At 64.7% G+C, this 25,715-nt stretch carries 28 protein-coding genes; 20 read left to right on the forward strand and 8 right to left on the reverse strand.

Translation table 11 applies throughout. The features are described 5' to 3' along the window. The first annotated feature begins 25 nt into the window (after nucleotides 1-25). Nucleotides 26-1,042, forward strand: coding sequence for a tRNA dihydrouridine(20/20a) synthase DusA (dusA, locus tag GB880_RS11530; protein WP_154490226.1), 1,017 nt, complete (start codon nucleotides 26-28; stop codon nucleotides 1,040-1,042). Here the strand turns inward: dusA and GB880_RS11535 are convergent. Together GB880_RS11535 and mazG are read right to left on the reverse strand one after the other, a co-directional pair. Continuing rightward, on the reverse strand, nucleotides 1,026-1,838 hold the full coding sequence (locus GB880_RS11535; protein WP_263467148.1) for a phosphotransferase: 813 nt from the start codon (nucleotides 1,836-1,838) through the stop codon (nucleotides 1,026-1,028). The genes dusA and GB880_RS11535 overlap by 17 nt on opposite strands. Nucleotides 1,839-1,920: 82 nt before the next feature. Continuing rightward, the gene (mazG, locus tag GB880_RS11540; protein ID WP_229774260.1) at nucleotides 1,921-2,676 is read right to left on the reverse strand and encodes a nucleoside triphosphate pyrophosphohydrolase; all 756 of its coding nucleotides are present in this window, start codon (nucleotides 2,674-2,676) and stop codon (nucleotides 1,921-1,923) included. Between the two features lie 252 nt (nucleotides 2,677-2,928). Here mazG and yajC point away from each other — a divergent pair, with 252 nt between their 5' ends. From yajC to GB880_RS11595, 11 genes are all read left to right on the forward strand, one after another. Next, on the forward strand, nucleotides 2,929-3,261 hold the full coding sequence (gene yajC / locus GB880_RS11545; protein ID WP_154490222.1) for a preprotein translocase subunit YajC: 333 nt from the start codon (nucleotides 2,929-2,931) through the stop codon (nucleotides 3,259-3,261). Between the two features lie 17 nt (nucleotides 3,262-3,278). Next, on the forward strand, nucleotides 3,279-4,943 hold the full coding sequence (gene secD, locus GB880_RS11550) for a protein translocase subunit SecD (protein ID WP_154490220.1): 1,665 nt from the start codon (nucleotides 3,279-3,281) through the stop codon (nucleotides 4,941-4,943). Between the two features lie 12 nt (nucleotides 4,944-4,955). Next, nucleotides 4,956-5,951 (forward strand): protein translocase subunit SecF, encoded by a 996-nt coding sequence (gene secF, locus GB880_RS11555; RefSeq protein ID WP_154490218.1) that lies wholly within the window; start codon nucleotides 4,956-4,958, stop codon nucleotides 5,949-5,951. After that, a complete protein-coding gene (locus GB880_RS11560) occupies nucleotides 5,951-6,307 on the forward strand; it encodes an Mth938-like domain-containing protein (RefSeq protein WP_154490216.1) in 357 nt (118 codons plus the stop codon). Before secF ends, GB880_RS11560 begins: the two co-directional genes overlap by 1 nt. Beyond that, entirely contained in the window at nucleotides 6,304-6,936 is a 633-nt protein-coding gene (gene ccmA, locus GB880_RS11565; RefSeq protein ID WP_154490214.1) for a heme ABC exporter ATP-binding protein CcmA, read from the forward strand. Before GB880_RS11560 ends, ccmA begins: the two co-directional genes overlap by 4 nt. Next, the gene (ccmB, locus tag GB880_RS11570) at nucleotides 6,933-7,589 is read left to right on the forward strand and encodes a heme exporter protein CcmB (protein WP_154490212.1); all 657 of its coding nucleotides are present in this window, start codon (nucleotides 6,933-6,935) and stop codon (nucleotides 7,587-7,589) included. Before ccmA ends, ccmB begins: the two co-directional genes overlap by 4 nt. A 41-nt stretch (nucleotides 7,590-7,630) precedes the next feature. Next, a complete protein-coding gene (locus tag GB880_RS11575; protein ID WP_154490210.1) occupies nucleotides 7,631-8,356 on the forward strand; it encodes a heme ABC transporter permease in 726 nt (241 codons plus the stop codon). Beyond that, the gene (gene ccmD / locus GB880_RS11580) at nucleotides 8,353-8,496 is read left to right on the forward strand and encodes a heme exporter protein CcmD (RefSeq protein ID WP_154490208.1); all 144 of its coding nucleotides are present in this window, start codon (nucleotides 8,353-8,355) and stop codon (nucleotides 8,494-8,496) included. The genes GB880_RS11575 and ccmD overlap by 4 nt, the downstream gene beginning before the upstream one ends. A gap of 13 nt (nucleotides 8,497-8,509) precedes the next feature. Next, the gene (locus GB880_RS11585; RefSeq protein ID WP_154490319.1) at nucleotides 8,510-9,028 is read left to right on the forward strand and encodes a DsbE family thiol:disulfide interchange protein; all 519 of its coding nucleotides are present in this window, start codon (nucleotides 8,510-8,512) and stop codon (nucleotides 9,026-9,028) included. 86 nt (nucleotides 9,029-9,114) lie between these two features. Beyond that, the gene (gene hisC, locus GB880_RS11590) at nucleotides 9,115-10,218 is read left to right on the forward strand and encodes a histidinol-phosphate transaminase (RefSeq protein WP_154490206.1); all 1,104 of its coding nucleotides are present in this window, start codon (nucleotides 9,115-9,117) and stop codon (nucleotides 10,216-10,218) included. Further along, the gene (locus tag GB880_RS11595; protein ID WP_154490204.1) at nucleotides 10,218-11,159 is read left to right on the forward strand and encodes a prephenate/arogenate dehydrogenase family protein; all 942 of its coding nucleotides are present in this window, start codon (nucleotides 10,218-10,220) and stop codon (nucleotides 11,157-11,159) included. Before hisC ends, GB880_RS11595 begins: the two co-directional genes overlap by 1 nt. A 1-nt stretch (nucleotide 11,160) precedes the next feature. Here the strand turns inward: GB880_RS11595 and GB880_RS11600 are convergent, their stop codons facing one another. Further along, nucleotides 11,161-12,171: a DUF2125 domain-containing protein gene (locus GB880_RS11600; protein WP_154490202.1), complete on the reverse strand. Its 1,011-nt coding sequence runs from the start codon at nucleotides 12,169-12,171 to the stop codon at nucleotides 11,161-11,163. Between the two features lie 92 nt (nucleotides 12,172-12,263). Between GB880_RS11600 and GB880_RS11605 the strand changes: the two genes are divergently transcribed. The 3 genes from GB880_RS11605 (at nucleotide 12,264) to GB880_RS11615 (ending at nucleotide 15,704) form a co-directional block, all read left to right on the forward strand. After that, nucleotides 12,264-12,821 carry a gamma-glutamylcyclotransferase gene (locus tag GB880_RS11605; RefSeq protein ID WP_154490200.1) on the forward strand — a complete coding sequence of 186 codons (558 nt, stop codon included), beginning with the start codon at nucleotides 12,264-12,266 and terminating at the stop codon, nucleotides 12,819-12,821. 65 nt (nucleotides 12,822-12,886) lie between these two features. Continuing rightward, nucleotides 12,887-14,386, forward strand: a complete 1,500-nt coding sequence (locus GB880_RS11610) for a hypothetical protein (protein WP_154490198.1) — start codon at nucleotides 12,887-12,889, stop codon at nucleotides 14,384-14,386. Next, complete coding sequence (locus GB880_RS11615) at nucleotides 14,376-15,704, forward strand: peptidoglycan -binding protein (RefSeq protein WP_154490315.1); 1,329 nt, start codon at nucleotides 14,376-14,378, stop codon at nucleotides 15,702-15,704. Before GB880_RS11610 ends, GB880_RS11615 begins: the two co-directional genes overlap by 11 nt. 15 nt (nucleotides 15,705-15,719) lie before the next feature. Here the strand turns inward: GB880_RS11615 and GB880_RS11620 are convergent, their stop codons facing one another. Further along, a complete protein-coding gene (locus GB880_RS11620; protein WP_263467149.1) occupies nucleotides 15,720-16,271 on the reverse strand; it encodes a LabA-like NYN domain-containing protein in 552 nt (183 codons plus the stop codon). 11 nt (nucleotides 16,272-16,282) lie between these two features. Between GB880_RS11620 and folK the strand changes: the two genes are divergently transcribed. From folK to GB880_RS11640, 4 genes are all read left to right on the forward strand, one after another. Next, nucleotides 16,283-16,879: a 2-amino-4-hydroxy-6-hydroxymethyldihydropteridine diphosphokinase gene (gene folK / locus GB880_RS11625; RefSeq protein ID WP_154490196.1), complete on the forward strand. Its 597-nt coding sequence runs from the start codon at nucleotides 16,283-16,285 to the stop codon at nucleotides 16,877-16,879. A 69-nt stretch (nucleotides 16,880-16,948) separates the two neighbouring features. After that, nucleotides 16,949-17,305 (forward strand): DNA-directed RNA polymerase subunit omega, encoded by a 357-nt coding sequence (gene rpoZ / locus GB880_RS11630; protein ID WP_154490194.1) that lies wholly within the window; start codon nucleotides 16,949-16,951, stop codon nucleotides 17,303-17,305. A 22-nt stretch (nucleotides 17,306-17,327) separates the two neighbouring features. Continuing rightward, nucleotides 17,328-19,445 carry a RelA/SpoT family protein gene (locus tag GB880_RS11635; protein WP_154490192.1) on the forward strand — a complete coding sequence of 706 codons (2,118 nt, stop codon included), beginning with the start codon at nucleotides 17,328-17,330 and terminating at the stop codon, nucleotides 19,443-19,445. A gap of 10 nt (nucleotides 19,446-19,455) precedes the next feature. Beyond that, complete coding sequence (locus tag GB880_RS11640; RefSeq protein WP_154490190.1) at nucleotides 19,456-20,115, forward strand: DUF2062 domain-containing protein; 660 nt, start codon at nucleotides 19,456-19,458, stop codon at nucleotides 20,113-20,115. Here the strand turns inward: GB880_RS11640 and GB880_RS11645 are convergent. From GB880_RS11645 to GB880_RS11655, 3 genes are read right to left on the reverse strand one after another with little or no spacing between them, the layout of a single operon-like run. Continuing rightward, entirely contained in the window at nucleotides 20,112-21,422 is a 1,311-nt protein-coding gene (locus GB880_RS11645; protein WP_154490188.1) for an NAD(P)/FAD-dependent oxidoreductase, read from the reverse strand. The two genes, GB880_RS11640 and GB880_RS11645, sit on opposite strands and share 4 nt — an antisense overlap. Further along, nucleotides 21,419-22,777 (reverse strand): glutamine synthetase family protein, encoded by a 1,359-nt coding sequence (locus tag GB880_RS11650; protein WP_154490186.1) that lies wholly within the window; start codon nucleotides 22,775-22,777, stop codon nucleotides 21,419-21,421. The genes GB880_RS11645 and GB880_RS11650 overlap by 4 nt, the downstream gene beginning before the upstream one ends. Beyond that, on the reverse strand, nucleotides 22,774-23,475 hold the full coding sequence (locus GB880_RS11655) for a type 1 glutamine amidotransferase (RefSeq protein ID WP_154490184.1): 702 nt from the start codon (nucleotides 23,473-23,475) through the stop codon (nucleotides 22,774-22,776). The genes GB880_RS11650 and GB880_RS11655 overlap by 4 nt, the downstream gene beginning before the upstream one ends. A gap of 133 nt (nucleotides 23,476-23,608) precedes the next feature. Between GB880_RS11655 and GB880_RS11660 the strand changes: the two genes are divergently transcribed. Next, a complete protein-coding gene (locus tag GB880_RS11660; RefSeq protein ID WP_154490182.1) occupies nucleotides 23,609-24,736 on the forward strand; it encodes an aminotransferase class V-fold PLP-dependent enzyme in 1,128 nt (375 codons plus the stop codon). Here the strand turns inward: GB880_RS11660 and GB880_RS11665 are convergent. After that, nucleotides 24,733-25,590: a ferritin-like domain-containing protein gene (locus GB880_RS11665; RefSeq protein WP_154490313.1), complete on the reverse strand. Its 858-nt coding sequence runs from the start codon at nucleotides 25,588-25,590 to the stop codon at nucleotides 24,733-24,735. The two genes, GB880_RS11660 and GB880_RS11665, sit on opposite strands and share 4 nt — an antisense overlap. Nucleotides 25,591-25,715 lie beyond the last annotated feature (125 nt).

The raw sequence follows: 25,715 nt of genomic DNA on the forward strand, positions 1-25,715 counted from the left end.
CCAGACAGGGCAGAGGATGTCGCCGATGCAATCGCAGACACCTGCCAGGGTGCAGGATATCAAAGACGCCAGCCGGTTGTCCGTCGCCCCGATGATGGATTGGACTGACAGCTTGTGCCGGCGTTTCCATCGGCTGCTATCGCGGCGCGCGCTGCTTTATACCGAAATGGTGACGGCGCAGGCGCTGGTCTTTGGCGATCGCGCGCGGCTTCTGCACCATGACGCAGCGGAACACCCCTTGGCGCTGCAACTGGGCGGGTCCGATCCCGACCAGCTGGCGCAGGCCGCACGCATCGGCGCGGATTGGGGATATGACGAGATCAACCTGAACGTCGGCTGCCCCAGTGACCGGGTGCAATCGGGCTGTTTCGGGGCGGTGCTGATGACGCGGCCTGAACTGGTGGCCGATTGCGTGGCGGCGATGATCGCGGCCAGCGCCGTCGAAGTTACCGTCAAGTGCCGCATCGGGGTCGATGATCAGAACCCCGAAGAAGTGCTGCCCGATTTTCTTGCACGTATGCGCGCGGCGGGGGTCAGGCGCGTCATCATCCATGCCCGCAAGGCATGGCTGCAAGGGCTGTCGCCGCGCGAAAACCGCGAGATTCCGCCGCTGGACTATCCGCTGGTGCATCGGATGCGGCAGGAATTTCCCGATCTGCACCTGTCGATCAACGGCGGCATCACCTCGCTGGATCAGGTGCGCCAACACCTGCAACACATGGATGGGGTGATGGTGGGGCGTGCGGCATATCATCAGCCCTGGGATATTCTGGGTGACGCCGATCTGCTATGGGGCGACACGCCGCCCTTCGATGACCCGCTGGAGGTGGCACGGGCGATGCGTCCGCAGATCGAGGCGCATCTGGCGCAGGGCGGCAGGCTGCACCAGATCAGCCGCCACATGCTGGGCCTGTTTCACGGTCGCGCCGGCGCCCGCGGCTGGCGGCGTCAATTGTCCGAGGGAGCCAGCCGTGCGCGCGATGCGGCTGCGGCGTTGGCGGTCTATGACGCGGCCCTGGCCGAGGTCATGGCCCCGGCCTGATCGCCCAGTCGCGCATCGCCCGCGCCAGCGCCTGGCGGCGATCGGGCTTGCTGGCGCTGGCCAGATAATAATCCAGCAGCAATTCCCCGATCATGAAGCGCAGGATCGGCGCCTGATCGGCGGGCAGCAGACCGGACAGCGCGGAAAGCGCCGTGTGATCGGCGAGGGCGATCCCGTCGCGCTGCGCCGGCGCCGGGCAGTCGCGTCGGCTTTCCAGCCAGACCAGCAGCCGCGCCACATCGCGAACGACCGGTAACGGCGACGAGGGGCGCGGATCGATCGCGGTCAGCCGCGCGCCATGCAAAAACAGGTTGTCGGGCGTAAGATCGCCGTGGATGGTGGCCCGCAAGACCTTAGCGCCTTGCAATTTCATGGCCGCCTCTCGAAGCACGCCCATATGCGCGGCCACCAGAATCCTGTCGATTGGTGCGCGCACTTGCGCAATCCTGCCGTCCAGCCGGTGCAACCAGAAACCGGGTGCGAAAGGTGCCCGGTGACGATCCTGTCCGATCAGGCGGCGCAACCAGGCCGCGATTCTCGCCAGCAGTGCGGCACGGCGCTGCGGCGGGGCCGCGGCGAGCAGGCGCGACATCTGCTGACCGGGTGCTGCGGCGGTGATCAGAACCCCGTGGGCGGGCAGGGTCAGCAGGAGCTGGCACAGCGCATCCGGCCCCTCATCCAGCAAAGCGGCCATGCGCGCGATCTGATCGAGGGTGGCGTCCAGCCGATCCTGGGCGTCGGGGCCCAGGAACTGCTTCAGAAAGGCGGGCCGACCATGCAGGCGGATTTCCAGCACCAACCTGTCCGGCCGGTCGCGGCACAGTCGCAGGGGCTGGACCCCCGCCAGTTCGGGCAGCGCCAGCAGCGCCGCCAGCGGATCAGGCGCGCTCGGCAGCCTTTGCCTCGTTCCACAGACGATCCATTTCGGCCAGGTCGCTGTCCTCGGGGCGGCGGCCCTGCAACGCCAGTGCGCTTTCGATTGCGCGGAATCGGCGGGTGAACTTGGCATTCGCCAGACGCAACGCCTCTTCGGGATCAATCTTCAGATGGCGGGCCAGATTGGCCATGACGAACATCAGATCACCGAATTCCTCGGTCAAATGGGCGTGATCGCCGCTGTCGCGCGCAGTGACCAGTTCGCGAGTTTCCTCGGCGATCTTGTCAAGCACCTCGGTCGCGTCGGGCCAGTCGAATCCGACACGGGCGGCGCGGTTTTGCAGCTTGACTGCGCGCGTCAGCGCAGGCAGGCCCAGCGCCACCCCGTCCAGGACACCCTGTTCGGCCTTGGCCGCGCGTTCTCGGGCCTTGATCGCCTCCCAGTCGCGGACCTGCTGCTCGGCGGTCTTGTCGCGCGATTCGCTGCCAAAGATATGTGGGTGCCGGTCGATCATCTTGTCGGTGACGGATTGCACGACATCGGAAAACCCGAACATTCCCGCCTCTTCGGCCATGCGGGCGTGAAAGACGACCTGCAACAGCAGATCGCCCAGCTCGCCCGGAAGTTCGTCCCAGGCCTCGCGCGCGATGGCATCGGCGACCTCATGGGCTTCCTCGATCGTATAGGGGGCGATGCTGGCGAAATCCTGTTCGATGTCCCAGGGGCAGCCGCTTTGCGGGTCGCGCAGCGCCGCCATGATTGCAAGCAGGCGGGCGATTCCGGTCTGGTCCCCTTCCCGCAGGGCCAGCGCGGGATGGCGCGCATCGGGGCTGTGCTGGTTCATGCCTGTTCCCTTGCGTTGGTGCTTGCCCCTGAACTGCCACAGCGGCATGGCCATGTCCACGTCCCGCGCATGTCCCAGCTTTCTTGCCTTCGGCCGGGCTGGCGGCTAGGGTGCGCGCCAATCTGGCGGGGTCAGCCCGCAGCAAAGCCAAGAAGGGATCCTTTGATGTTCGTGACCCCCGCCTATGCCCAGGCCGCCACCGCCCCCTCTGCCGGGGCCGGCCTTGCCTCGTTCCTGCCGCTGATCCTGATTTTCGTCATCATGTATTTCCTGATGATCCGTCCGCAGCAAAAGCGGATGAAGGAACACCGCGCCATGGTCGAGGCCCTGAAGAAGGGCGACGAGGTCGTGACCCAAGGCGGGCTGATCGGCAAGATCGCTGCCGTGCGCGACAACGAGGTCGAGGTCGAGATTGCTCCCGGCGTCAAGGTGCGCGTGGTGCGTTCGACCATCACCGGGCTTGTCAACCGCACACAACCTGCCGCCGCCAACAACTGAAGGCCGCGCGCTGAAAAATGCTGGACATACCTTTCTGGAAGCGTCTGCTGATCCTGGGCCTGGTGGCCCTGGGTCTGTTCTATGCGATGCCGAACCTGTTCTACACCAAGGTCGAGCAGCATAACGACGCGATCGCCAAGATCGAGCGCACCGGCGTCGAGACGCCCGAGGATCTGGCCGACCGCGCCCGCTGGCCGGACTGGCTGCCCTCGGGGCTGGTCAATCTGGGCCTTGATCTGCGCGGCGGCGCCCATCTGCTGGGCGAGGTTCATGTCCAGGACGTCTACAAGGCGCGGATGGATGCGCTGTGGCCGGAACTGCGCGACGCGCTGATGGCTCAGCGCGACGTGGTGGGCGCCGTGCGCCGCGTCAACGCACCCGAAGGAGAGCTTGCGGTCGAGATCGCCAACCCCGAGCAAATGGCCAAGGCGGTCGAGATTGCGCGTGGCCTGGCCACGCCGGTCGTCTCGCTGACCGGGGCCGGGCAAAGCGATCTTGATATCTCGGGCGCCGGCAACCGCCTGTCCGTGCGTCTGTCCGACGCCGAAAAGGCCGCGACCGATGATCGCACCGTGCAGCAATCGCTTGAAATCATCCGTCGTCGCATCGACGAGGTCGGCACGCGCGAGCCGACCATCGTCCGTCAGGGCAAGGACCGGATCCTGATCCAGGTGCCCGGGATCGGCTCGGCCGAGGAATTGAAGCAGCTGATCGGCACCACCGCCAAGCTGACGTTCAACCCGGTCGTTGGCCGCACGTCGGATGCCAATGCTCGCGCCGGGGCCGGCAATGTCGTGCTGCCGTCGATGGATGAACCCGGCGTCTATTACATCATCGAGGAAGCCCCCGTCGTCACCGGCGAGGATCTGACCGACGCCCGGCCCAGTTTTGACCAGAACGGTCAGCCCGCGGTCGATTTCCGCTTTGGCCCGTCCGGGGCGAAGCGGTTCGGGGCCTATACCTCGTCCAACATCGGCCAGCCTTTCGCCATTGTTCTGGACAATCAGGTGATTTCTGCGCCGGTGATCCGCCAGGCGATCACCACCGGCTCGGGCCAGATTTCGGGCGCGATGAATGTCGAGGAATCCAGCCGCCTTGCCGTGCTGTTGCGGGCAGGGGCGCTGCCGGCCGAAATGACCTTCCTGGAGGAGCGGACGGTCGGCCCCGAACTGGGGCAGGATTCGATCGACGCCGGGCGGCTCTCGTCGATCATCGCCACGGCGGCGGTGGTTGCCTACATGATCGCCAGCTACGGGCTTTTCGGTGTCTTTGCCTCGATCGCGGTGGTGACCAACGTGATCCTGATCCTGGCGGTGATGTCGATGATGGGCGCGACGCTGACCTTGCCGGGCATCGCCGGCATCGTGCTGACCGTCGGCACCGCGGTCGATGCCAACGTCATCATCTATGAACGCATCCGCGAGGAGTTGCGCGCCGGCAAGCGCGTGGTCAAGGCCATCGACGACGGCTTCAACGAAGCCATGAGCGCAATCATCGATGCCAACGTCACCACCTTCATCGCCGCCATGGTGATGTTCTTTCTGGGCTCGGGTCCGGTCAAGGGCTTTGCCGTGACGCTGACCATCGGCCTGGTGACATCGGTGTTTACCGCCATTTACCTGACGCGGCTGCTGATCGTGTTCTGGCTGGAATGGCGCAAGCCGAAGCAGCTGATTCTGTAAGGGGACTGGAACATGGCCTTTCGTCTGAAGCTGGTGCCCGACCAGACCAATTTCAACTTCTTTCGCTGGCAGTGGCTTACCTTTGGCATCTCGGCTGTAGCCATGGTGGCATCGGTGGTGCTGGTCCTGGTGATGGGGCTGAACTTCGGCATCGATTTCCGGGGCGGCACCACCATCCGCACCGAAAGCCCGACCGCCTTCGAGGTGGGCGATTATCGCCAGGCGCTGAGCGATCTGAACCTGGGCGATGTCGCCATCACCGAGGTGTTCGACCCGTCCTTCGGCCAGGAAAAGCATGTGGCGATGATCCGCATCGGCACGACCGAGGGCGCCGGCTCGGTCACGCCCGAACAGCTGAACCAGGTCGAGGCCGCGCTGCAAACCGTCGATCCGGCAGTGCGCTTTGCGGCGGTGGAATCGGTCGGGCCCAAGGTCTCGGGCGAATTGATCAAGACCGCGATCTATGCGGTGGGGGCGGCGACCATCGCCATCATGTTCTACATCTGGCTGCGTTTCGAATGGCAGTTCGCCCTGGGCGCGGTGGTGTCGATCGCGCATGACGTGCTGCTGACGCTGGGCCTGTTCGCGCTGTTCCAGCTGAAATTCGATCTGACCACTATTGCAGCGCTGCTGACCACGCTGGGGTATTCGGTCAACGATACCGTGGTGGTCTTTGACCGGTTGCGGGAAAACCTGATCAAATACAAGTCGATGCCGCTGATCGACGTGATGAACCTGACCGTCAACGAAACCCTGTCGCGCACTGTGATGACGGCGGTCACCACCGCGCTGGCGCTGACCGCCATGCTGATTTTTGGCGGCGACGTCATCCGCGAGTTTGTCATCGCCATGTTGTGGGGGGTGTTCGTCGGCGCCTATTCAACGGTCTATGTCGCCAAGAACGTGGTGCTGTGGCTGGGCGTCAAGCGCGACTGGTCCAAGCCCGGCGACAAGAAGGACAAGCCCGTGGGTGAGGATGTGCCCGCCGCCTTCCGGGACGCGCCCTGATGGCCAACATGGTCCCGACCGAGTTTCTGGGGGCGGTGCCGATCGACGGCTATGGGCCCGGATTCTTCCGTGTCGGCGGCGTGGTGCATCGCGGTGCGGTCATCGTGACCGCGTCCGGGGTCACGCCCTGGGGCGGACTTGAGGATCGCGCCGCCTTGCTGGCACTGGCGGGACAGATCGATGTGCTGTTTCTGGGCATGGGCGCCGACATCGCCTTGCCCTCGGCGGAATTGCGGGCGGCGCTGGATCGGGCCGGGCTGATGGCCGAGCCGATGAACACCCCCTCGGCGGCGCGCAGCTATAACGTGACGCTTTCCGAAGGGCGGCGCGTGGCCTGCGCGCTGCTGCCGGTATGAATCTGCTGACCGTCAGCGATCTGGCGGTAGCGCGGGGCGGGCTGCGGGCGGTCGAAGGGCTGTCTTTCGTGCTCGAGCCGGGGCGGGTGCTGCTGTTGCGCGGCCCGAACGGGATCGGCAAGACCACGGTGCTGCGCACGCTGGCCGGATTGCAGCCGGCCGCGGCCGGCGAAATCGAGGCCGCGCCCGAGATCATGGCCTATGCGGGCCACGCCGACGGGCTGAAGCCGGCGCTGAGCGTGGCCGAGAATCTGACCTTCTGGGCGGGTATCTTCGGTGGTGGCACGGTCGGCCCGGCGCTTGAGCAGATGAACCTGACCGCGCTGGCGCGACGACCGGCGCATGCGCTTTCCGCCGGTCAGAAGCGCCGCCTGGGTCTGGCGCGGTTGCTGGTCACCGGCCGGCCGCTGTGGCTGCTGGATGAGCCTACGGTCTCGCTGGATGCGGCTTCGGTGCAGCTTTTTGCCGACACCCTGCGGCGCCACCTGGGGCAGGGGGGCGCAGCGCTGATCGCCACCCATATCGACCTTGGCCTGCCCGAGGCCGACAGCCTGGACCTCAGCTCCTATCGCGCCCGCAACCTGTGTCCCCCGCCGCGACCGGCAGGTTTCAACGAGGCATTCGGATGAAAACCCTGGTGTGGCGCGACCTGCGACTGGCCATCCGCGCCGGCGGCGGTTTCGGCCTGGCGCTGGCGTTTTTCCTGATCGTCTGCACGCTGGTGCCCTTTGGCGTCGGGCCGCAGCAAGCGCAGCTGGCCCCCATCGCCGCGGGCGTGCTGTGGGTGGCGGCGCTGCTCTCGTGCCTGCTGTCGCTCGATCGCATCTTTGCCCTGGATTACGAGGACGGCTCGCTGGATCTGCTGGCCACCGCCCCCCTGCCGCTCGAGGGCGTGGTGGCGGCCAAGGCGCTGGCGCATTGGCTGGTCACGGGGCTGCCGCTGGCATTGGCGGCGCCGGTGTTCGGACTGCTGCTGCATCTGCCGGCGCCGGCCTATCCGTGGCTGGTGGTGTCGTTGCTGATCGGCACGCCGGCGCTGTCGATGCTGGGCGCCTTTGGCGCGGCGGTGACAGTGGGGCTACGCCGCGGCGGGTTGCTGCTGTCGTTGCTGGTGTTACCGCTTTATGTGCCGACGCTGATCTTTGGCGCCGATGCGGTGCGGCGTGCTGCCGCAGGGGGCGATCCGGGCACAGCGCTGGCGTTTCTGGGCGCGATTTCCCTTGCGACGCTGGCGCTTGTGCCATTTGCCGCGGCTGCGGCGCTGCGGGTCAATCTGCGGTGAGCGGGCTTGAGCCAAGCCGCCGCAGCGGATAGTGAGGGCTGATGTCGATCTGGGAATACGCCAATCCTGCCAAGTTCATGCGCACCTCGGGGCGGCTGCTGCCCTGGGCGGTGGCGGGTGCCGCGGTCTGCACCGTTACCGGCCTGGTCTGGGGCTTTCTGACCCCCGAGGATTACAAGCAGGGCTCGACCGTCAAGATCATCTTCCTGCACGTTCCGGCGGCGCTGATGGCGATCAACATCTGGCTGATGATGCTTGCCGCCTCGCTGATCTGGCTGATCCGTCGTCATCACGTCAGTGCGCTGGCCGCCAAGGCGGCAGCGCCGGTGGGCGCGGTGATGACGCTGATCGCGCTGGTTACCGGGGCGATCTGGGGCCAGCCGATGTGGGGCACCTGGTGGGAATGGGATCCGCGGCTGACATCCTTTCTGATCCTGTTCCTGTTCTATCTGGGATATATCGCGCTGTGGGCGGCGGTCGAGGATCCCGACAGCGCCGCCGATCTGACCGGGGTGCTGTGCCTGGTCGGTTCGGTCTTTGCGCTGCTGTCGCGCTACGCGGTCAATTTCTGGAACCAGGGCCTGCATCAGGGGGCGTCGCTGTCGCTGGCGCCGGGAGAACGCATGTCGGCGGTCTATCGCTATCCGTTGTATCTGACCATGCTGGGGTTTTTCCTGCTGTTCCTGGCGCTGCTGCTGGTCCGCACCCGGACCGAGATTCGCCGCCGCCGCCTGGCCGCCCTGTTGGCAAAGGAGAACCGGAGTTGATCGATCTGGGCAAATACGCGGGCACGGTGCTTGCTGCCTATGGCGTCAGCCTGCTGCTCTTGGTGGGGGTGATCGTGCAAAGCGCGCTGGCCAGCCGCCGCGCCCGCCGCGCATTGGAGGAGTTCGAGGATCGTGGCTAGGTTGTCGCCGATGATGCTGTTGCCGGTCGCAATCTTTGCCGGCTTTGCCGCCGTTGCCGGCTGGGCGCTGCTGCGCTCGGACCCCAATGACCTGCCCTCGGCCTTCATCGGACGCGAGGCGCCATCGGTCGGGGCGACCACCTTGCCCGGCAAGACCCAGCTGACCGACGAGATGCTGCGCCAGCCCGGGGTCAAGCTGGTCAATTTCTGGGCCAGCTGGTGCCCGCCCTGCCGGGCCGAGCATCCGACCCTGACCGAGCTTTCGGCCCGCATGCCCGTCTATGGCGTCGACCTGAAAGACCCCGAGGCCAATGCCCAGGCATTCCTGTCCGAACACGGTGATCCCTTTCATGCGCTGGCCACCGACCCGCGCGGGCGCGTCGCCATCGATTGGGGGGTAACCGCGCCGCCGGAAACCTTCATTCTGGACGGAAACGGCCGTATCCTTTACCGGCACGCAGGGCCCCTGGTCCGCGACGATTATACCAACCGCTTCCTGCCCGAACTGGAAAAGGCGCTGGCGGCGCAGTGACGGGCGGCATCGGCCGCGCCGTGCGGTCGAGGCTTTCCATTGCCATTCAGCGGGGTTAAGACGGCCGGGCTTGCAAGAGGCCCGCCATGTCGCAGAACCAGACGACCATCGCCCCGCAACCCGGCATCATGGACATCGCCCTGTATGAGGGCGGCGCCGCCAAGATTGCCGGGGTGGAAAATGTCACCAAGCTTTCGTCGAACGAAAACCCCTTCGGCCCCTCTGACAAGGCGCGCGAGGCCTTTGCCCGTGCCGTTCACAACCTGCACCGCTATCCGAGCACCGATCATTCCGGCCTGCGCGCGGCCATTGCCGAGGTTCACGGCCTGGATGCGCGCCGCATCATCTGTGGCGTCGGCTCGGACGAGATCATCCATTTCCTGTGCCAGGCCTATGCCGGTCCGGGCACCGAGGTTCTGTTCACCGAACACGGATTCCTGATGTATCGGATCAGCGCCCAGGCGGCTGGCGCCACTCCCGTTCAGGTGGCCGAGCGCGAGCGCGTCACCGATGTCGACGCGCTGATCGCCGCAGTTACTCCGCACACGCGACTGATCTTTGTCGCCAACCCGAACAACCCCACCGGCACGATGATCGGCCTGGCCGAGCTTGAGCGTCTGGCCCGCGCCGCGCCGCATGCGATCGTGGTCATCGACGCCGCCTATGCCGAATATGTCGAGGATTACGATGGCGGTGCCGAGCTGGCGACGCGGCTGCCCAACGTTTTCATGACGCGGACGTTTTCCAAGATCTACGGTCTTGGCGGCCTGCGGGTGGGCTGGGGCTACGGGCCGCAGGCGATCGTGGATGTGCTGAACCGAATCCGCGGCCCCTTCAACCTGTCGTCGGCGGCGCTCGAGGCGGCCGAAGCTGCGGTGCGCGACCGCGATCACGTCACGCGCTGCCAGGCTGAGAATGCGCGCATGCGCGCCTGGCTGGCCGAGGCGCTGGCAGAAAAGGGGGTGCCTTCGGACACCTCCTGCGCGAACTTCATCCTTGCTCGCTTTGCCGACACCGCCACCGCCGAGGCCTGCGACGAGGCGCTGAAGCGCGAAGGTCTGATCGTGCGGCGCGTCGCAGGTTACGGCCTGCCGCATTGCCTGCGCATCACTATCGGAGACGAGGCATCCTGCCGCCGTGTTGCCCATGTCATCGGCCAGTTCATGGCCCAGCGCGCAGGGGATCGCTGATGCAGCCGATGTTCCAGCGGGTTGCTTTGATCGGTCTGGGCCTGATCGCGGGATCGATGTCGCTGGCAATGCGCCAGGCTGGCCTGGCGGGCGAGGTGGTGGGCTATGCGCGATCGGCCGAAACCCGTCGGGTGGCGGCAGAGATCGATCTTGTCGATCGGGTCGTGGACACTGCCGAACAGGCGGTTGCCGGTGCCGATCTGGTGGTGTTGGCGGTTCCGGTCGGCGCGATGGGCGAGGTCGCGGCCCGCATTGCCCCGCATCTGAGCCCGGGCGCCATCGTGACCGATGTGGGGTCGGTAAAGCGGGCTGTGGTCGACGAAGTGTCCCCCCATATCCCGCCAGGCGTGCATTTCATTCCGGGCCATCCCTTGGCGGGCACCGAACATTCCGGCCCGCGATCGGGCTTTGCCACGCTGTTTCACAACCGCTGGTGGCTGCTGACCCCGGCCGAGGATGTCGATGCACAGGCGATTGCGCGGCTGACGGCATTGATCCGGGCGATGGGCGCCAATGTCGAAAGCATGGATGCCGCCCATCATGATCTGGTGCTGGCGGTGACGAGCCATACCCCGCACCTGATCGCCTATACGATGGTTGGCGTGGCCGATCACCTCAAGCGCGTCACCGAAAGCGAGGTCATCAAGTATTCCGCCGCCGGTTTTCGCGATTTCACCCGCATCGCCGCATCCGATCCGACGATGTGGCGGGATGTATTCCTGCAGAACAAGGACGCGGTTCTGGACATTCTTGGTCGGTTCACCGAAGAGCTTTTCGTGTTGCAGCGTGCCATTCGCATGGGCGACGGTCAGCATCTGCACGACTATTTTACCCGGACCCGTGCCATTCGGCGTGGGATCATCGAGGCAGGCCAGGACACCGCCGCCCCGGATTTCGGCCGCAGCCAGGCATCGCCACCGATACCCGGCAACAAGGCCTGATCTAGCGCATCAGCACTGGCGCTGGTCCCAGGGGCAGGGCGCCAAGGCTGATCCGTCCCCTCTCCATCAGGAAAGGCAGGCGCATTTCCCCAGCCTGCGGCGCGGGCAGTTCCTGCGCCGGGCCCGGCGGCAATGGCATGGCTGCGATATTGTCCAGCATCGTTGCGGCCAGCACCACCGCCTTGGCCGGGATGAAGCCGCTTTCGGCCGCCAGGGCAAGCCAGGGTCGGGGGTCGCTTGTATAAATGCCCAGATGACCCTGCGCGCGGCCCTGCTCGTCTGCCGAAATACTCCCGACGATACGCGCATTCAGGCGACCGACGCGCAGCTGTCCATCGCTGATGTCCAACCCCAGCAGGCGCGGGGTGCGAAGGGGATCGGCAAGGCTATCTGGGGTTGCTGCGCGATCCAGCCACAGCCGAGCGCGCAGGCTGCCATCAAGTTCTGCACCTTCCGGCAGACCGGCCGGCAACAGCGATGCCGACAAACCGGTGACCGACATGTCCAGATCATAGGCCGCGGCCGTGCCGACCGGTGCATCTTCGGGAACATTCGCCTGCACGGCCTGGGCACTGATCGCCTTGGCCAATGTCTCGCCTTCCAGCTTCAAGGGACCGGCCGCAGCAACAGCCGTTCCGATCTGCAAGCCATGCAGAGGCCGCAGGCGCAAGTTGACATGCGCATCCCCCAGATCGGCGATGACCGGCCCACCACCCAGATCCGCCCCAGCTTGCTCGGGCAGGTCCAGTCGCAGCACCGCGGGCGATGTCGCGGCCAGCCAAAGCCTGGCTTCGGGCAATGTGATCCGGCCCCGGTCGCTGCGGATCACGATACCGGTCGCATCGACGCCAACCCGGCCCGGCTGACGCAGGGCTGCGATCTGCTGGATGGTCACTGCGGATTCCTGTGCCAGCTGGCGCGACAACTGCCGCACCAGCAGCGTCTCGGACCCCCACCACAGAACCACCACCGCCAAACACCCCAGGATCAAGAGGCGAGTTAGACGCTTCATCGCAAAACCTCTGCTTCGCACCGCCTTGGAAGGTCGGCCCGGCTGTCCTAATCTGGATTGCGTGGCTTGTATGCACCCGTTCGGGGACAAGAATGAGTGATCACTGGGTCTTTGCCTATGGTTCGCTGATGTGGAACCCGGGTTTCCCGGTGGCCGAGGCGGTCCGCGCCCATGCCCACGACTTTGCCCGCAGCTTCTGCATGCGTTCCGTCGTTCACCGCGGCACGACCGAAACTCCTGGTCTGGTTCTGGGGCTGGAACTGCAGCCCGGCGCCTGCTGTCATGGGCTTGCCTTGCGGGTCCATGCACGGGACTGGCCGGCAACGCTGACGCTGTTGCGGCGGCGCGAGCTGCCCACCGATGCCTATGCCGAGGTGCAGCTGCCGATCTTTCTGGAGGACGGGCGTCAGGTCGAAGGGCTGACCTATGTCATTCGCCGCGACCATCGCCAGTATTGGGCCGATCTGGACACGGTTGATCAGGCCCGCATCATCGCCGAAGCCCGCGGCAAAAGCGGTGCCAACGCCGAATACCTGTTCAACACCGCGCGGCATCTCGAGGAAATGAACATAGACGAGCCGCAGATTCATGATCTGGCCCGGCGGGTTGCGCAGCTGATGAAACGCAACGGCGGGGACCATTGTTGCTGATGGCATCGCTTGGCAGCAGGGGCTTCTGCCCCTAAAGTCGGGCCGAAGCAGCCAGAGGATGCCCTTTGTCCCGCAACGACGCTGAACTGCCCCCCGCAAACTCCGGCCCGCCCCAGGGGCGCCGGGCGCGCGCCGCCCGACTGTCGGCCCAGCGCAATGCCGCCGCGGTTCCCAGCCAGCCGCAATTCTCGCAGCCGGTGCGCCAGATCGTGATGATGCTGGTGGTGCTGGTGCTGGTGATCGCCGGTGCCTGGTGGACCTATGGGCGCATCCTGTCCGTATTTTCATCCAACATCGCACTGAACGGCCTGATCCTGGCGGTATTCGTCATGGGGGTACTGGCCTGTTTCTGGCAGGTGGCCGAACTGGTCAAATCGGTCAGCTGGATCGAACGCTTTGCAGCGCGCCGAGGCGGCGGCGCGGGCGCAGCGGCCGCGCTGGATGCGCCCGATCAGGCGCCGCGACTGCTGGCGCCGCTGGCGGCGCTGCTGGGGCAGGGTGGGCCGCAGGGCACAGTGCTTTCCACCGAATCGGCCCGATCGATCCTCGAGTCTGTCGCCACCCGCATCGACGAGGCGCGCGACATTACGCGCTATCTGGCGAATCTGCTGATATTCCTGGGGCTTCTGGGCACATTCTATGGTCTTGCGACAACGGTGCCGGCGGTGGTCGATACCATCCGGGCACTGGCGCCTTCCGATGGCGAAACCGGAATCGAGGTTTTCAACAAGCTGATGACCGGGCTGGAATCGCAACTGGGCGGCATGGCCACGGCGTTTTCCAGTTCCCTGTTGGGTCTTGCGGGCTCGCTTGTGGTGGGACTGCTGGAGCTGTTCGCAACCCATGGGCAGAATCGCTTTTACCGCGAACTCGAAGAATGGATGTCGGGATTTACCCGCATCGGGCTGGCCGGAGCCGAGGGGCAGGGGCTGGCCGAAGCAGCGCTGATGGGCTTTGTCGATCGTATGGATCGCCGCTTGTCCGCACTGCAGGATTTCTACGCCGAACGAGACCAGATCCGGGACGAGGAATCCTCGGCTGCCGATCAGCGGTCGCTGGCACTGGCCCGCGGGGTCGAAGAGCTGACCGCGCTGATGGGACGCGAACGGGATGCCCTGGTCAGCGCGTTGGAGGAACAGCGCAGCATCAGCGCCCAGGCGCTGGCGCGGCTGGAAACCGCGATGGAAATGCGCGATCGCTCGGCCGCGCCGGATCACGGGCCGCAGATACTGGCCGTTCTGGAGCGGCTGGCCGAGATACAGACGCGCATGCTCGAGCATGCTGAAACAGCACGCGGCACGGTGCCCGATCAGACCAATTTGGCACCGGCCCTGGCGCGGCTGGCCGACGCACAGGATCGACTGATCGATCTGACCCAGTCGCGGGGCCCGACAGCCACCGACGATCCCGAAGCGCGGATGCGGTTGCGGTCGATCGATGTGCAACTGGGGCGTCTGGTCGAAGAGGCAGCTGCCGGTCGCGACGGACTTATTGCCGAATTGCGCGCTGACATGGCGGCATTGACCCGGGCGATACGGCGGCTGGAGCATGGCGATGGGACTTAGCCGCGGCAACGGCAACCGCTTCTCTGCCGCCATCTGGCCGGGCTTCGTCGATGCGATGACCGCGCTGTTGATGGTGATGATGTTCGTGCTGACCATCTTTTTGCTGGTTCAGTCGGTTCTGCGCGATCAGATCACCACCCAGGACAGCGAACTGGACCAACTTGGCGCGCAAGTGGCGCAGCTTTCCGATGCCTTGGCCTTGTCGCAGGATCGCGCCCGGCAACTTGACCGCGATCTGGCGGCGACTGGTGAAAAACTGGATGCCGCAGCAGAACAGGCACGACTGGAAGCCGCGCGCCGAGCCGCGCTGGAGGCACTGACGGCCGATCTTCGCCGCCGCAACAGCGATACCCAGGCCCGGCTGGATGAGGCCCAGACCGCCCGGCAGGCATTGGACGCCAGGCTGAACGCCACCGAAAGCGAGCTGGCGGCCATGACCATGGAGCTTGAAAGCGCACGCAAGCAGGCGCAGGAAACGCTGACACTGCTGGCCGCGGCCGATGCGGCACGCAAGGAAGTCGAGGCAAAGGCCCAGGAAAACCTCGGCGAAGCTCAGCGACAGGCAGCGCTGCTGGCGGTGGCCCAGCAAAAGCTGACCGAACAGCAGGAACTCTCGGCCGAGGACCAGCGCCGCGTGGCCTTGCTCAATCAGCAGGTGGCGCAGTTGAACAGCCAGTTGGGTTCGCTGCGCGAGGTGCTGGCAAGCGCCGAAGAACGGGGCGAGGCGGCGGATGTCCGGATCAAGGATCTTGGGCAACAGCTGAATCTGGCACTGCTGCGCGCCAGCGAAGAAGAACGCAAGCGCCGCGCCCTGGAAGAGGCGGCCCGTCAGAAGGCCGAAGCCGAGGCCCGGGATCTGGCGCGCTACCGTTCCGAATTCTTTGGCCGGCTGTCCCAGATCCTGGCTGGCCGGGAAGGCGTGCGCGTCGTCGGCGACCGGTTTGCCTTTTCCTCGGAAGTGCTGTTTGCACCGGGCGAGGCCAATCTTTCCACCGAGGGCCGCGCGCAGATTGCCCGCGTGGCCGACAGCTTGCGCCAGATCGTGCCGGAAATACCGCCGGAAATCGACTGGATCATCCGTGTGGATGGCCACACCGACGACCAGCCGCTATCCGGGCAGGGGCGCTATCGCGACAACCGCGAACTCAGCCAGGCACGCGCCTTGGCCGTGGTTCGTTACATGGTGGATGAGCTCGGCTTTCCCGCAGAACGCCTGCTGCCGACGGGCTTTGCCGACACCCGCCCCGTGGTTCCCGGAACCAGCCCCGAGGCAAGGGCCCAGAACCGACGCATCGAATTGAAGCTGACCGAACGCTAGGCCCGGTCAGCGAAGTCACGCATCGCTTGCCGCCGTTTCACGCGGCGGACGGCCGATGATCTCGCGCAGGGCGTCAAGCTCGATGAAATTGTCTGCCTGACGCCGCAGTTCGTCCGCGATCATGGGCGGCTGGCTGCGCATCGTGGAAACCACCGAAACCCGCACCCCCTGGCGCTGCAAGGCCTCGACCAGCGGCCGAAAATCGCCGTCGCCGGAAAAAAGCACCGCGTGATCAAGCCGCGGCGCAAGTTCCATCGCATTGATGACCAGTTCGACGTCCATGTTGCCCTTGACCTTGCGCCGACCCAGGGCATCGGTGTATTCACGGGCAGGTTTGGTTACCATCGAGTAGCCGTTGTAGTGCAGCCAGTCGACCAACGGACGGATCGGTGAGTAATCCTCGTTCTCGAGCAGCGCGGTATAGTAATAGGCGCGGATCAGTTTGCCACGACGCTCGAATTCCTGACGCAACAGCTTGTAATCAATATCGAAACCCAGAGCCTTTGCCGCCGCGTATAAATTCGACCCGTCGATGAACAGCGCGAGTCGGTCGTCCTTGTAAAACACGTTTCCCCCAGATGAATGGCAGCCAAAGCCGGAACGCACCTTTCTTAGCCCTAGTCGCTCTGGGGGCAAACCTGCCTAGTTCGGCAGGTGCGCCGCAAGCCAGTTTGCGCTTTGCGTTGAACAGGATAGCGCAGGTGCCGGGGGTCGCCTTGACCGCCGTCAGCCGTTTCTGGATCACGCCTGCCCATCCGCGCGGCTCTGGGCCCGACTATGTGAACGCCGCGGCGGCGCTGCGCACCAGCCTGCCGGCCGACAGCCTGCTGACACATCTGCACGCGATCGAGTCGGAGCTGGGCCGCGAACGCAGCGGTGCCCGCTGGCAGGCGCGGGGTCTGGATCTGGACCTGCTGGCGGTCGAGGACATGGTCTGCCCCGATACTGCCCAGCACGACCGCTGGCGCCTGCTGCCACCCGATCAACAGCCGCTACATGCCCCGCAGGAACTGATCCTGCCGCATCCGCGCTTGCAGGACCGCGGCTTTGTTCTAGCCCCTCTGGCCGAGATTGCCCCGAACTGGTGCCATCCGCGCCTGGGCCTTGGCGTGGCGCAGATGCTGGCCGCCTTGCCAGCCGAGGCAATGATGGATATAAGACCGGCGACAACTTGACATTTTCGGTGGACGAAGCACATATTCCGGTTTCGCCCTTGAACTCCGATTCCAGATGATAGGTGACCTATGGCCCGCGTGACAGTCGAAGATTGCGTCGACAAGGTTCCGAACCGGTTCGACTTGGTGATGCTGGCCGCGCATCGTGCCCGCGAAATTGCCGCCGGCAGCCCGCTGACCGTGGATCGGGACAATGACAAGAACCCGGTCGTTGCGCTGCGTGAAATCGCCGATGAAACCCAACCCGTCGACGAGCTGCGCGAGCGCATGATCGAGGCGAGCCAGACCCAGATCGAGGTCGACGAACCCGAAGAGGACGCCATGGCGCTGCTGCTGGGCGCGGAAATTGACCGTCCCAAGCCGGCCGACGAGGAATCCGAAGAGCGCATGTTGCGCATGATGCTGGAAGCACAAGGGCGTAACTGAACCAGGGGTCTTCGGCTGAATCATGATCGATGTCGAAGACCTGATCGCGCTTGTCAGAAACTACAATCCGCGCACGAATGCCGATCTGCTGCGCGATGCCTATGAATACGGCCGGCGGATGCACGAAGGGCAGTTCCGCCATTCTGGCGAGCCTTACTTCACGCATCCCGTGGCGGTGGCGGCGATCCTGACCGAAATGCGGCTGGATGACGCAACCATCGTCACCGCCCTGCTGCATGACACGATCGAGGATACCCGTTCGACCTGGAACGAGGTTTCCCAGTTGTTCGGGCGTGAGATCGCCGATCTGGTCGATGGCGTCACCAAGCTGACCAATCTGCAACTTTCTGGCGCCCACAGCAAGCAGGCTGAGAATTTTCGCAAGCTTTTCATGGCCATGTCACGCGATCTTCGTGTGATCCTGGTCAAGCTTGCCGACCGGCTGCACAATATGCGCACGATCAAGTCGATGCGCCCGGAAAAGCAGCTGCAAAAGGCGCGCGAAACCATGGACATCTATGCGCCATTGGCCGGGCGCATGGGCATGCAGTGGATGCGCGAGGAACTGGAAGACCTTGCTTTCAAGGTCATCAACCCCGAAGCACGAAACTCGATCATCCGGCGCTTTGTCAGCCTGCAACGCGAATCCGGCGATGTGATCCCAAAGATCACCGCCGATATCCGCATGGAACTTGAACGCGAGGGCATCGAGGCCGATGTCTATGGCCGCGCCAAGCGTCCCTTCAGCATCTGGCGCAAGATGCAGGAAAAGCAGCTGTCCTTTTCCCGGCTGTCCGACATCTACGGCTTTCGCATCATCACCCGGACCGAGCCGGATTGCTATCGAACGCTGGGGGTCATCCATCATCGCTGGCGCGCCGTCCCTGGCCGGTTCAAGGATTACATCAGCCAGCCCAAGGCCAACGGCTATCGCTCGATCCACACCACAGTTTCCGGACGCGACGGCAAACGGGTCGAGGTGCAGATCCGCACCCGCCAGATGCACGAGGTCGCCGAGGCCGGCGTGGCCGCGCATTGGGCCTATCGCGATGGCGTGCGCACCGAAAACCCCTTTGCGGTCGATCCCGGCGAGTGGGTCTCCAGCCTGACCGAGCGTTTCGGCGAAGAGGATCACGACGAGTTCCTGGAACACGTGAAGCTGGAAATGTATTCCGATCAGGTGTTCTGCTTTTCACCCAAGGGCGAGGTGATCCCGCTGCCCAAGGGCGCGACGCCGCTGGATTTTGCCTATGCGATTCATACACGTCTGGGCAACAGTTGTGTCGGCGCCAAGGTCGACGGCATCCGCGTGCCGCTGTGGACACGGCTCAAGAACGGGCAGTCGGTCGAAATCATTGCCGCCTCGGGGCAGCGGCCGCAGGCAACCTGGCTCGACATTGTCGTGACCGGCCGTGCCAAGGCCGCGATCCGTCGCAGCCTGCGGCAAGAGGATAGATCACGCTTCATCCGGCTGGGCTCGGAGCTGGTGCGCGTCGCCTTCGAGCATGTAGGCCGTCGTGTGAGCGACAAGGCGCTGCGCACCGCGGCGCGAACAATGGCGCTGCCCGATACCGACGAGCTGCTGGCCCGCATCGGCAGTGCCGAAATTTCGGCTCACGATGTGCTGAGCACGCTTTACCCGGAACTTGCGGCCAAACGCAGCGAAATCGACAGCCGTGCCGCTGTTGCCGGGCTGGAGGCAGATCAGGAATTCACGCGCGCGCCCTGCTGCAATCCTTTGCCGGGGGAACGCATCGTCGGGATCACCTATCGCGGCAAGGGTGTGGTGATTCATGCCATCGACTGCCCGATCCTGGCCGAGTTCGAGGACAGTCCGCAACGCTGGGTCGATCTGCACTGGCGCGAAGGCCAGCACCCGCCTGCCTATTCCACCATGCTGTCGCTGACCATCCGTCATGATGCCGGCGTTCTCGGACGGATATGCACCTTGATCGGGGCGCAGGGCGCAAATATTTCCGATCTCGAGTTCGTGGATCGCAAGCCCGATTTCTACCGCCTGCGGGTCGAGGTAGAGTTGCGCGACCGCGAACACCTTCATGCGCTGCTGACTGCGCTTGAGGCCGAAAGCGACGTTGCACAAGTCGCGCGCATTCGCGATCCTTCAGCGCATGTAAGCTGAGATCGGCCCGATGTTCAAACGCCGCAAGCCACTGAGCTATGCTCGGATGTGGACCGAACTGTTCTATCCGCGCTCGGGGTGGAAGCGCGCATCCAAATATGTGCTGCATCGGCTGCGCCGGCTGCCGGATCAGCCGCATCGCATCGCCCGCGGTTGGGCCTGCGGAATCTTCATTTCCTTTACGCCATTCTTCGGCTTTCATTTCATGGGCGCGGCGCTGCTGGCGTGGATCGTCCGCGGCAATATCCTGGCGGCGCTGCTGGGCACCTTTGTCGGCAATCCGCTGACGCTGCCCTTCATCGCGTTGATCTCGGTCGGCCTGGGGCGGCGGATGCTGGGGGTCGAGGGCAAGTTTACCCCGAATCTGATATTCGAGGAATTTACCCGCGCCGGCAGCGAGTTCTGGAACAATCTTCTGGCCCCGCTGAGCCCCGAGCGCAGTGCCCATTGGGATCAGCTGGCACAGTTCAACGAACAGATATTTACCCCCTATCTGGTTGGTGGTCTGGTCCCAGGGCTGATTGTGTCCGTCGCGGCCCATTACCTGACGGTCCCGATCATCCGCGCCTATCACCGCCATCGTGAAAAGCAGATGGCTGATCGCATCGCCCGCGCCAAGGCGCGGCGCGAACAGCAATCCAGCCCGCCATCCGATCGGGATGGTGCCTAGAAACCCAGCCGATCGCGCAGCGAATACCAGCTCATTCCCGCTACCAGCAGGGGCCAGCGTAACATCGCGCCGCCGGGAAAGGGGCGCGAGGGCAGGGCGGCCATGGTATCGAAGCCCTGCGCTTGCCCCAGGACTGCCTGCGCCATCAGCTTGCCGGCCAGATTGGCCAGGGCCAGGCCATGACCGGAATAGCCGCTGGCCGACAGGCAGTTCGGGGCCGGCCGGGCAAAGCAGGGCATCCGGTTCATCGTGATGGCCAGCGTTCCACCCCAGGCGTGGGTCAGCGCCACATCGGCAAGCTGCGGATAGATGGACAACAACGGCTTGCGCACCTTGGCAAAGATGTCGGCCGGAAAGCGATAGCTGACGTTTTCGCCGCCGCCAAAGATCAGCCGGCCTTCGGGGTCCAGCCGCCAGTAATTGACCACGAATTTGGTGTCATGCACGCCGATGTTTCGGGTCAGCACCTGGGCGGCGCGCGGGCCCAGCGGCTCGGTCGCCACGATGAAGTTGTTGATCGGCATCACCCGCGCCGCGACATGGCCGTTCAGCTGCCCCATGTAACCATTGCCGGCCAGGATGACATGATCGCACAGCACGCGGCCCCTCTCGGTCTGGACCACGGTCTTGTCACTGGCCAGACGGGCGTGGCGAATGTGGTGAACGTGGCTAAGTTCGCGCAAACGCGCCCCGGCAGCATCGGCCAGCCGCGCCAGGCCCAGGACCAGTTCAAGCGGATTGAGATGCCCCGCGCCATGGTCCAGTTCGCCCGCGATATAGGCATCCGACGGCACCAGCGCCCGGAACGCGTCGCGCGCCAGCGGCTCGATCCGATCATAACCGTAATCGCGCGCCAGCTTGTCGATCAGTCGCCGGGCATGGTCGAATTCGGCGGGCTTGCGAAAGGCGTGGGCGATACCGTCAGCGACCGGCACCTGGCAGCGCGCCGCAAGGGCGCGGGTCAGGGCCTTGGCCTCTTCGGCCATGTCCCAAAGCCGACGCGCGGCCTCTGGACCGGCCAGACGTTCCAGTTCGTCGACCTCAAGCCGTTGGCCAGAGCCGAGCTGCCCGCCGTTGCGTCCCGAGGCGCCGAAGCCGACCCGATGCGCCTCGAGCACCATCACATCGCGACCGGCCTCGGCCAGGTGCAGGGCGGCGGAAAGCCCTGTGTAGCCCGCACCCACGACCACGACATCGGCGCGCTCTTCGCCCTGCTGACGCGGAAATGCGGGCAGGGCGCTGCGGCTGGCCGCATAAAGGCTGGGCGGATACTCGCCACGCCGATCGTTGGAAAACAGCAGGTTCATACGTTCAGCAACAGATGTTCGCGTTCCCAGGGGCTGATGACCTGCAGGAATTCCTTGTATTCATTGCGCTTTACCGCCTGATAGATGGCAAAGAACTCGGAACCCAGCACCTCGCGCATGGGCACGCTTTCATCCATCAGGTCCAGCGCATCGCCCAGGTTATAGGGCAACTCGTCCTCGGACATATAGGCGTCGCCCAGACATTCGGCTCGGGGGTTTTCCTGCTCGATCAGGCCCAGATAGCCGCAGGCCAGCGAGGCAGCCAGCCCCAGGTAGGGATTGCAGTCCATCCCGGCCAGGCGATTTTCGACGCGGCGGGATTCCGGCCCCGAAATCGGCACACGCAGGCCCGTCGTTCGATTGTCGCGCCCCCATTCAAGGTTGATTGGCGCAGCAAAATCGGGGACATAGCGGCGATAGCTGTTCACATAAGGTGCCAGCAGCGCCACGGCTGCGGGCAGATGCTTCTGCATGCCGGCGATGAAATGCATGAAGGCGGGTGTCTCACGGCCCTGATCGTCGGAAAAGATGTTGCGACCATCCTTCAGCCCAACCACCGAATGATGGATGTGCATCGCACTGCCCGGCTCGCCCTCGATCGGTTTGGCCATGAAGGTGGCAAAACAGTCGTGGCGCAGGGCGGCTTCGCGGATCAGCCGCTTGAAATAAAAGATCTGGTCGGCCAGCTGCACAGGGTCACCGTGGTTGAGGTTGATCTCGACCTGGCCGGCACCGCCTTCCTGCAGGATACCGTCAATCTCGAAGCCCTGTGCCTCGGCGAAATCGTAGATGTCGTCGATGACCTTGCCGTATTCATCGACCGCCGACATCGAATAGGCCTGCTTGGCGGCAGCGCGGCGACCTGACCGGCCCATCGGCGGCATGATCGGCTGGTTCGGATCGATGTTGCGGGCGACCAGGAAGAATTCCATTTCCGGGGCGACGATCGGTTGCCAGCCTTTCTGGCGATACAGGTCGACCACGCGCTTTAGCACGTTGCGCGGGGCAGTGGGCACCGGCCGGCCGGATTGGTCGGTCACGTCGTGGATGACCTGCAAGGTCACATCCGCAGTCCAGGGTGCGGCGGTCGCCGTGGAAAAATCCGGCGTCAGGATCATGTCAGGTTCGGTAAACGCCCCCGACGGGTTGTCGGCCCAGTCGCCGGTGATCGTCTGCAAGAAGATGGAATTGGGCAGATAGAAGCGTTCCTGATGGGCAAACTTCGATGCGGGCATCGCCTTGCCGCGGGCCACGCCGGCAATGTCGGCAACGATGCATTCGACCTCGTCCAGGCGTCGACCGGCAATGTAATCCTGCGCAGCCTGCGGAGTTTCGGAAATCCAGTGGGCTTTCATTCGGCACCTTTGGCCGCGGCGTCGCGCGGCGACTTGAAGAATTGTTCGATACGGTCGGCCAGTGTGGCCGAATGGCGCGCACCACCCATGCGTGACTGCGCGTCGTCAAGCAGTTCATCGGGAACCTTGCCCCGCGCCCGGTGCGTGATCAGTCCCTGAATGAAGCCGTCGTCGAATTCGGGATGAGCCTGCACGGTGAACGCCTGGCTGCCATAGACCAGTGCGGCGTTTTCGCAGAACTCGTTGCTGGCTGCGACCTCGGCCCCGGCCGGGCGTTCCACCACCTGATCCTGATGCCAGGCATTCAAGGTCAGTGTCTGATCGTCAAATCGGTAATCCTGAGCCCCGATCGCCCAGCCGCCCGGATGCTTGATGACCCGCCCACCCAGGGCCTGGGCAATGATCTGGTGGCCGAAACAGATGCCGACCATCGGCACCTGCGCGCGATAGGCGCGACGGATGAAATCCTCGAGCGGGGGGATGAAGGGATGATCCTCATAGGCGCCGTGGCGCGATCCGGTCAGCAGCCAGCCCTGGGCGTCGTGGACATCGGCCGGAAACTGCATGGCCTCGACGTGGTAGCTGGTGAACTCGAACCCCCGGCCGGCAAGAAGTCTTTCGAACATGGTGTCATAATCGCCCATATCGCCACGAATCTCTTCGGGCGATTGGCCGCATTTCAGAATGCCGATACGCATGATTGGCCTGTTGGTTGTCCGGCCTCAAGCTAGTCCTCGGACCGTGATACGGCAAGAGGGCCTGCGCGGTCTGGCCGGCAGGCGCGTCGGGCGCTAGGGTGATGGCAATCGTCACCTTGTCACAGGAAAGATCATGCCCGGACTGCTTCCCCACGTGGATCCTGATGGCCTGCAGGAATTTTCGGTCGTGTTCACCGACCGCTCGCTGAACCACATGTCGCAGAAATTTCAGCAGGCCATGCGCGACATCTCGACGATGTTGCGGGATGTTTATGGCGCCGAGGCCGTGGCTTTGGTTCCCGGCGGCGGCACCGCCGCGATGGAGGCCGTGGCCCGCCAGTTCGGCCGCGATGCCCATGCGCTGATCGTGCGCAACGGGTTTTTCAGCTATCGGTGGAGCCAGATCTTCGACGCCGGCGGATTTGCCCGCGAAACCACGGTGATGCGGGCGCGACAGGCCGGAAACGATTCCCGGGCACCCTTTGCCCCCGCGGCCATCGACGAGGTGGTGGCCAGCATCCGCGAAAATCGGCCCGATGCGGTCTTTGCACCACATGTCGAAACCGCATCTGGCATGATCCTGCCCGACGACTACATCACCGCGCTGGCCGATGCCGCGCATGAGGTCGGGGCGATCATGGTTCTGGACTGCATCGCCTCGGGGGCGATCTGGGTAGACATGCGCAAGACCGGGGTGGATGTGCTGATTTCGGCACCGCAAAAAGGGTGGTCGGCCTCGCCCTCGGCCGGGATGGTGATGTTTTCCGCAAGGGGCATGGAACGGCTGGCGGCGACGACTAGCGACAGCTTCATGCTGGACCTGAAGAAATGGCGCGCGATCATGCAGGCCTATGAGCAGGGGGGGCATGCCTATCACGCCACCATGCCGACCGATGCGCTGATGGGGCTGCGCGATGCCATGATCGAAACTCGCGACATGGGCTTTCAGGCGGCCTGCGACGCGCAATGGCAACTGGGCCGGGCGGTGCGCGCCGAACTGGCACAGCGCGGTCTGCGTTCGGTCGCGGCCGAAGGGTATCTGGCGCCGGGCGTGGTGGTCTGTTACACCGACGACGCGGACATCCAGAGCGGCCGGCGCTTTCTTGACGAAGGCTATCAGATCGCGGCCGGAGTTCCTTTGCAGGTAGGCGAGGGCGAGGGCTATCGCAGCTTTCGCATCGGCCTGTTCGGGCTGGACAAGCTGAAGGATGTCGAAGGCACCGTCGCCCGCCTGCGCCCGGTGCTGGACAAGTTGTTCTAGGCAGTGATGCCCGATTGCGCCGCCGGTTCATCCCCGGCGGCGGTTTCGGCCAGCGGCCAATAGAAATCGGGCGGCAGGCCGGCCTCGGCGCGCTTTTCCTCGTTGAACGGAGGCTTCAACGCGCCGTGGAAATACTTCCGCACCAGGGCGTGGAACGTCTCCTTGGGGTCAAGCTCGTGCCGGCCGCACAGGAAATGAAACCATTTCGAGCCATAGGCGACATGGCCAACCTCTTCGGCATAGATGGTTTCCAGCGCCGCCACCGCATCCGACTGTCCGGCCTTGCGAAATATCTCGATCATCCCGGGGGTCACGTCCAGACCGCGTGCCTCAAGAACCATGGGCACCACCGTCAGTCGGCCCATCAGGTCATCCACCGTATCCTCGGCCGCGCGCCACATGCCGGCATGGGCCGGCAAAGCACCGTAAAAGCTGTCCATGCGCTGAAGGCAGTCGCTGACCAGATTGAAATGCCTGGATTCCTCATCCGCCGATTTCACCCAGTCGTCATAAAATCCCATTGGCATGGGTGTCGCAGTAAAGCGGGCAATGATGTCCCAGTGCAGGTCTACGGCATTCAGCTCGATATGGGCGACCGCATGCAGCAAGGCCGTGCGCCCCTGAGCGGTGCCGGGGCGGCGGCGCGGCACATCGCGTGGCGCCAGCAGATCGGGCCTGGTCGGCCGCGCGGGACGCAAAGGCGGCGCGACAGTGCCCAGCGGCATCGGCTTGCCAGCGGCGCGACCGGCGAACCAGGCGGCGGCATGGGCGCGCGAACGGGCAGTCTTTTCCCATGGGTCTGCGGTGGTCAGGACATCGACGGCGCAGGCGGCAAGGCAATCGGGCGTGTTCATGACGTGCAGGATAACGGTGCCGGCCAGAACCGGCCAGACCGAAAGCGGGCCCGACGGCAAGAACTATAAATTGGATAATCCGTATTATGTAATATGATCTCTTGTGCGGATGCCGGATTGCTGCG

Source organism: Paracoccus sp. SMMA_5_TC (assembly GCF_009696685.2).
GTDB lineage: Bacteria > Pseudomonadota > Alphaproteobacteria > Rhodobacterales > Rhodobacteraceae > Paracoccus.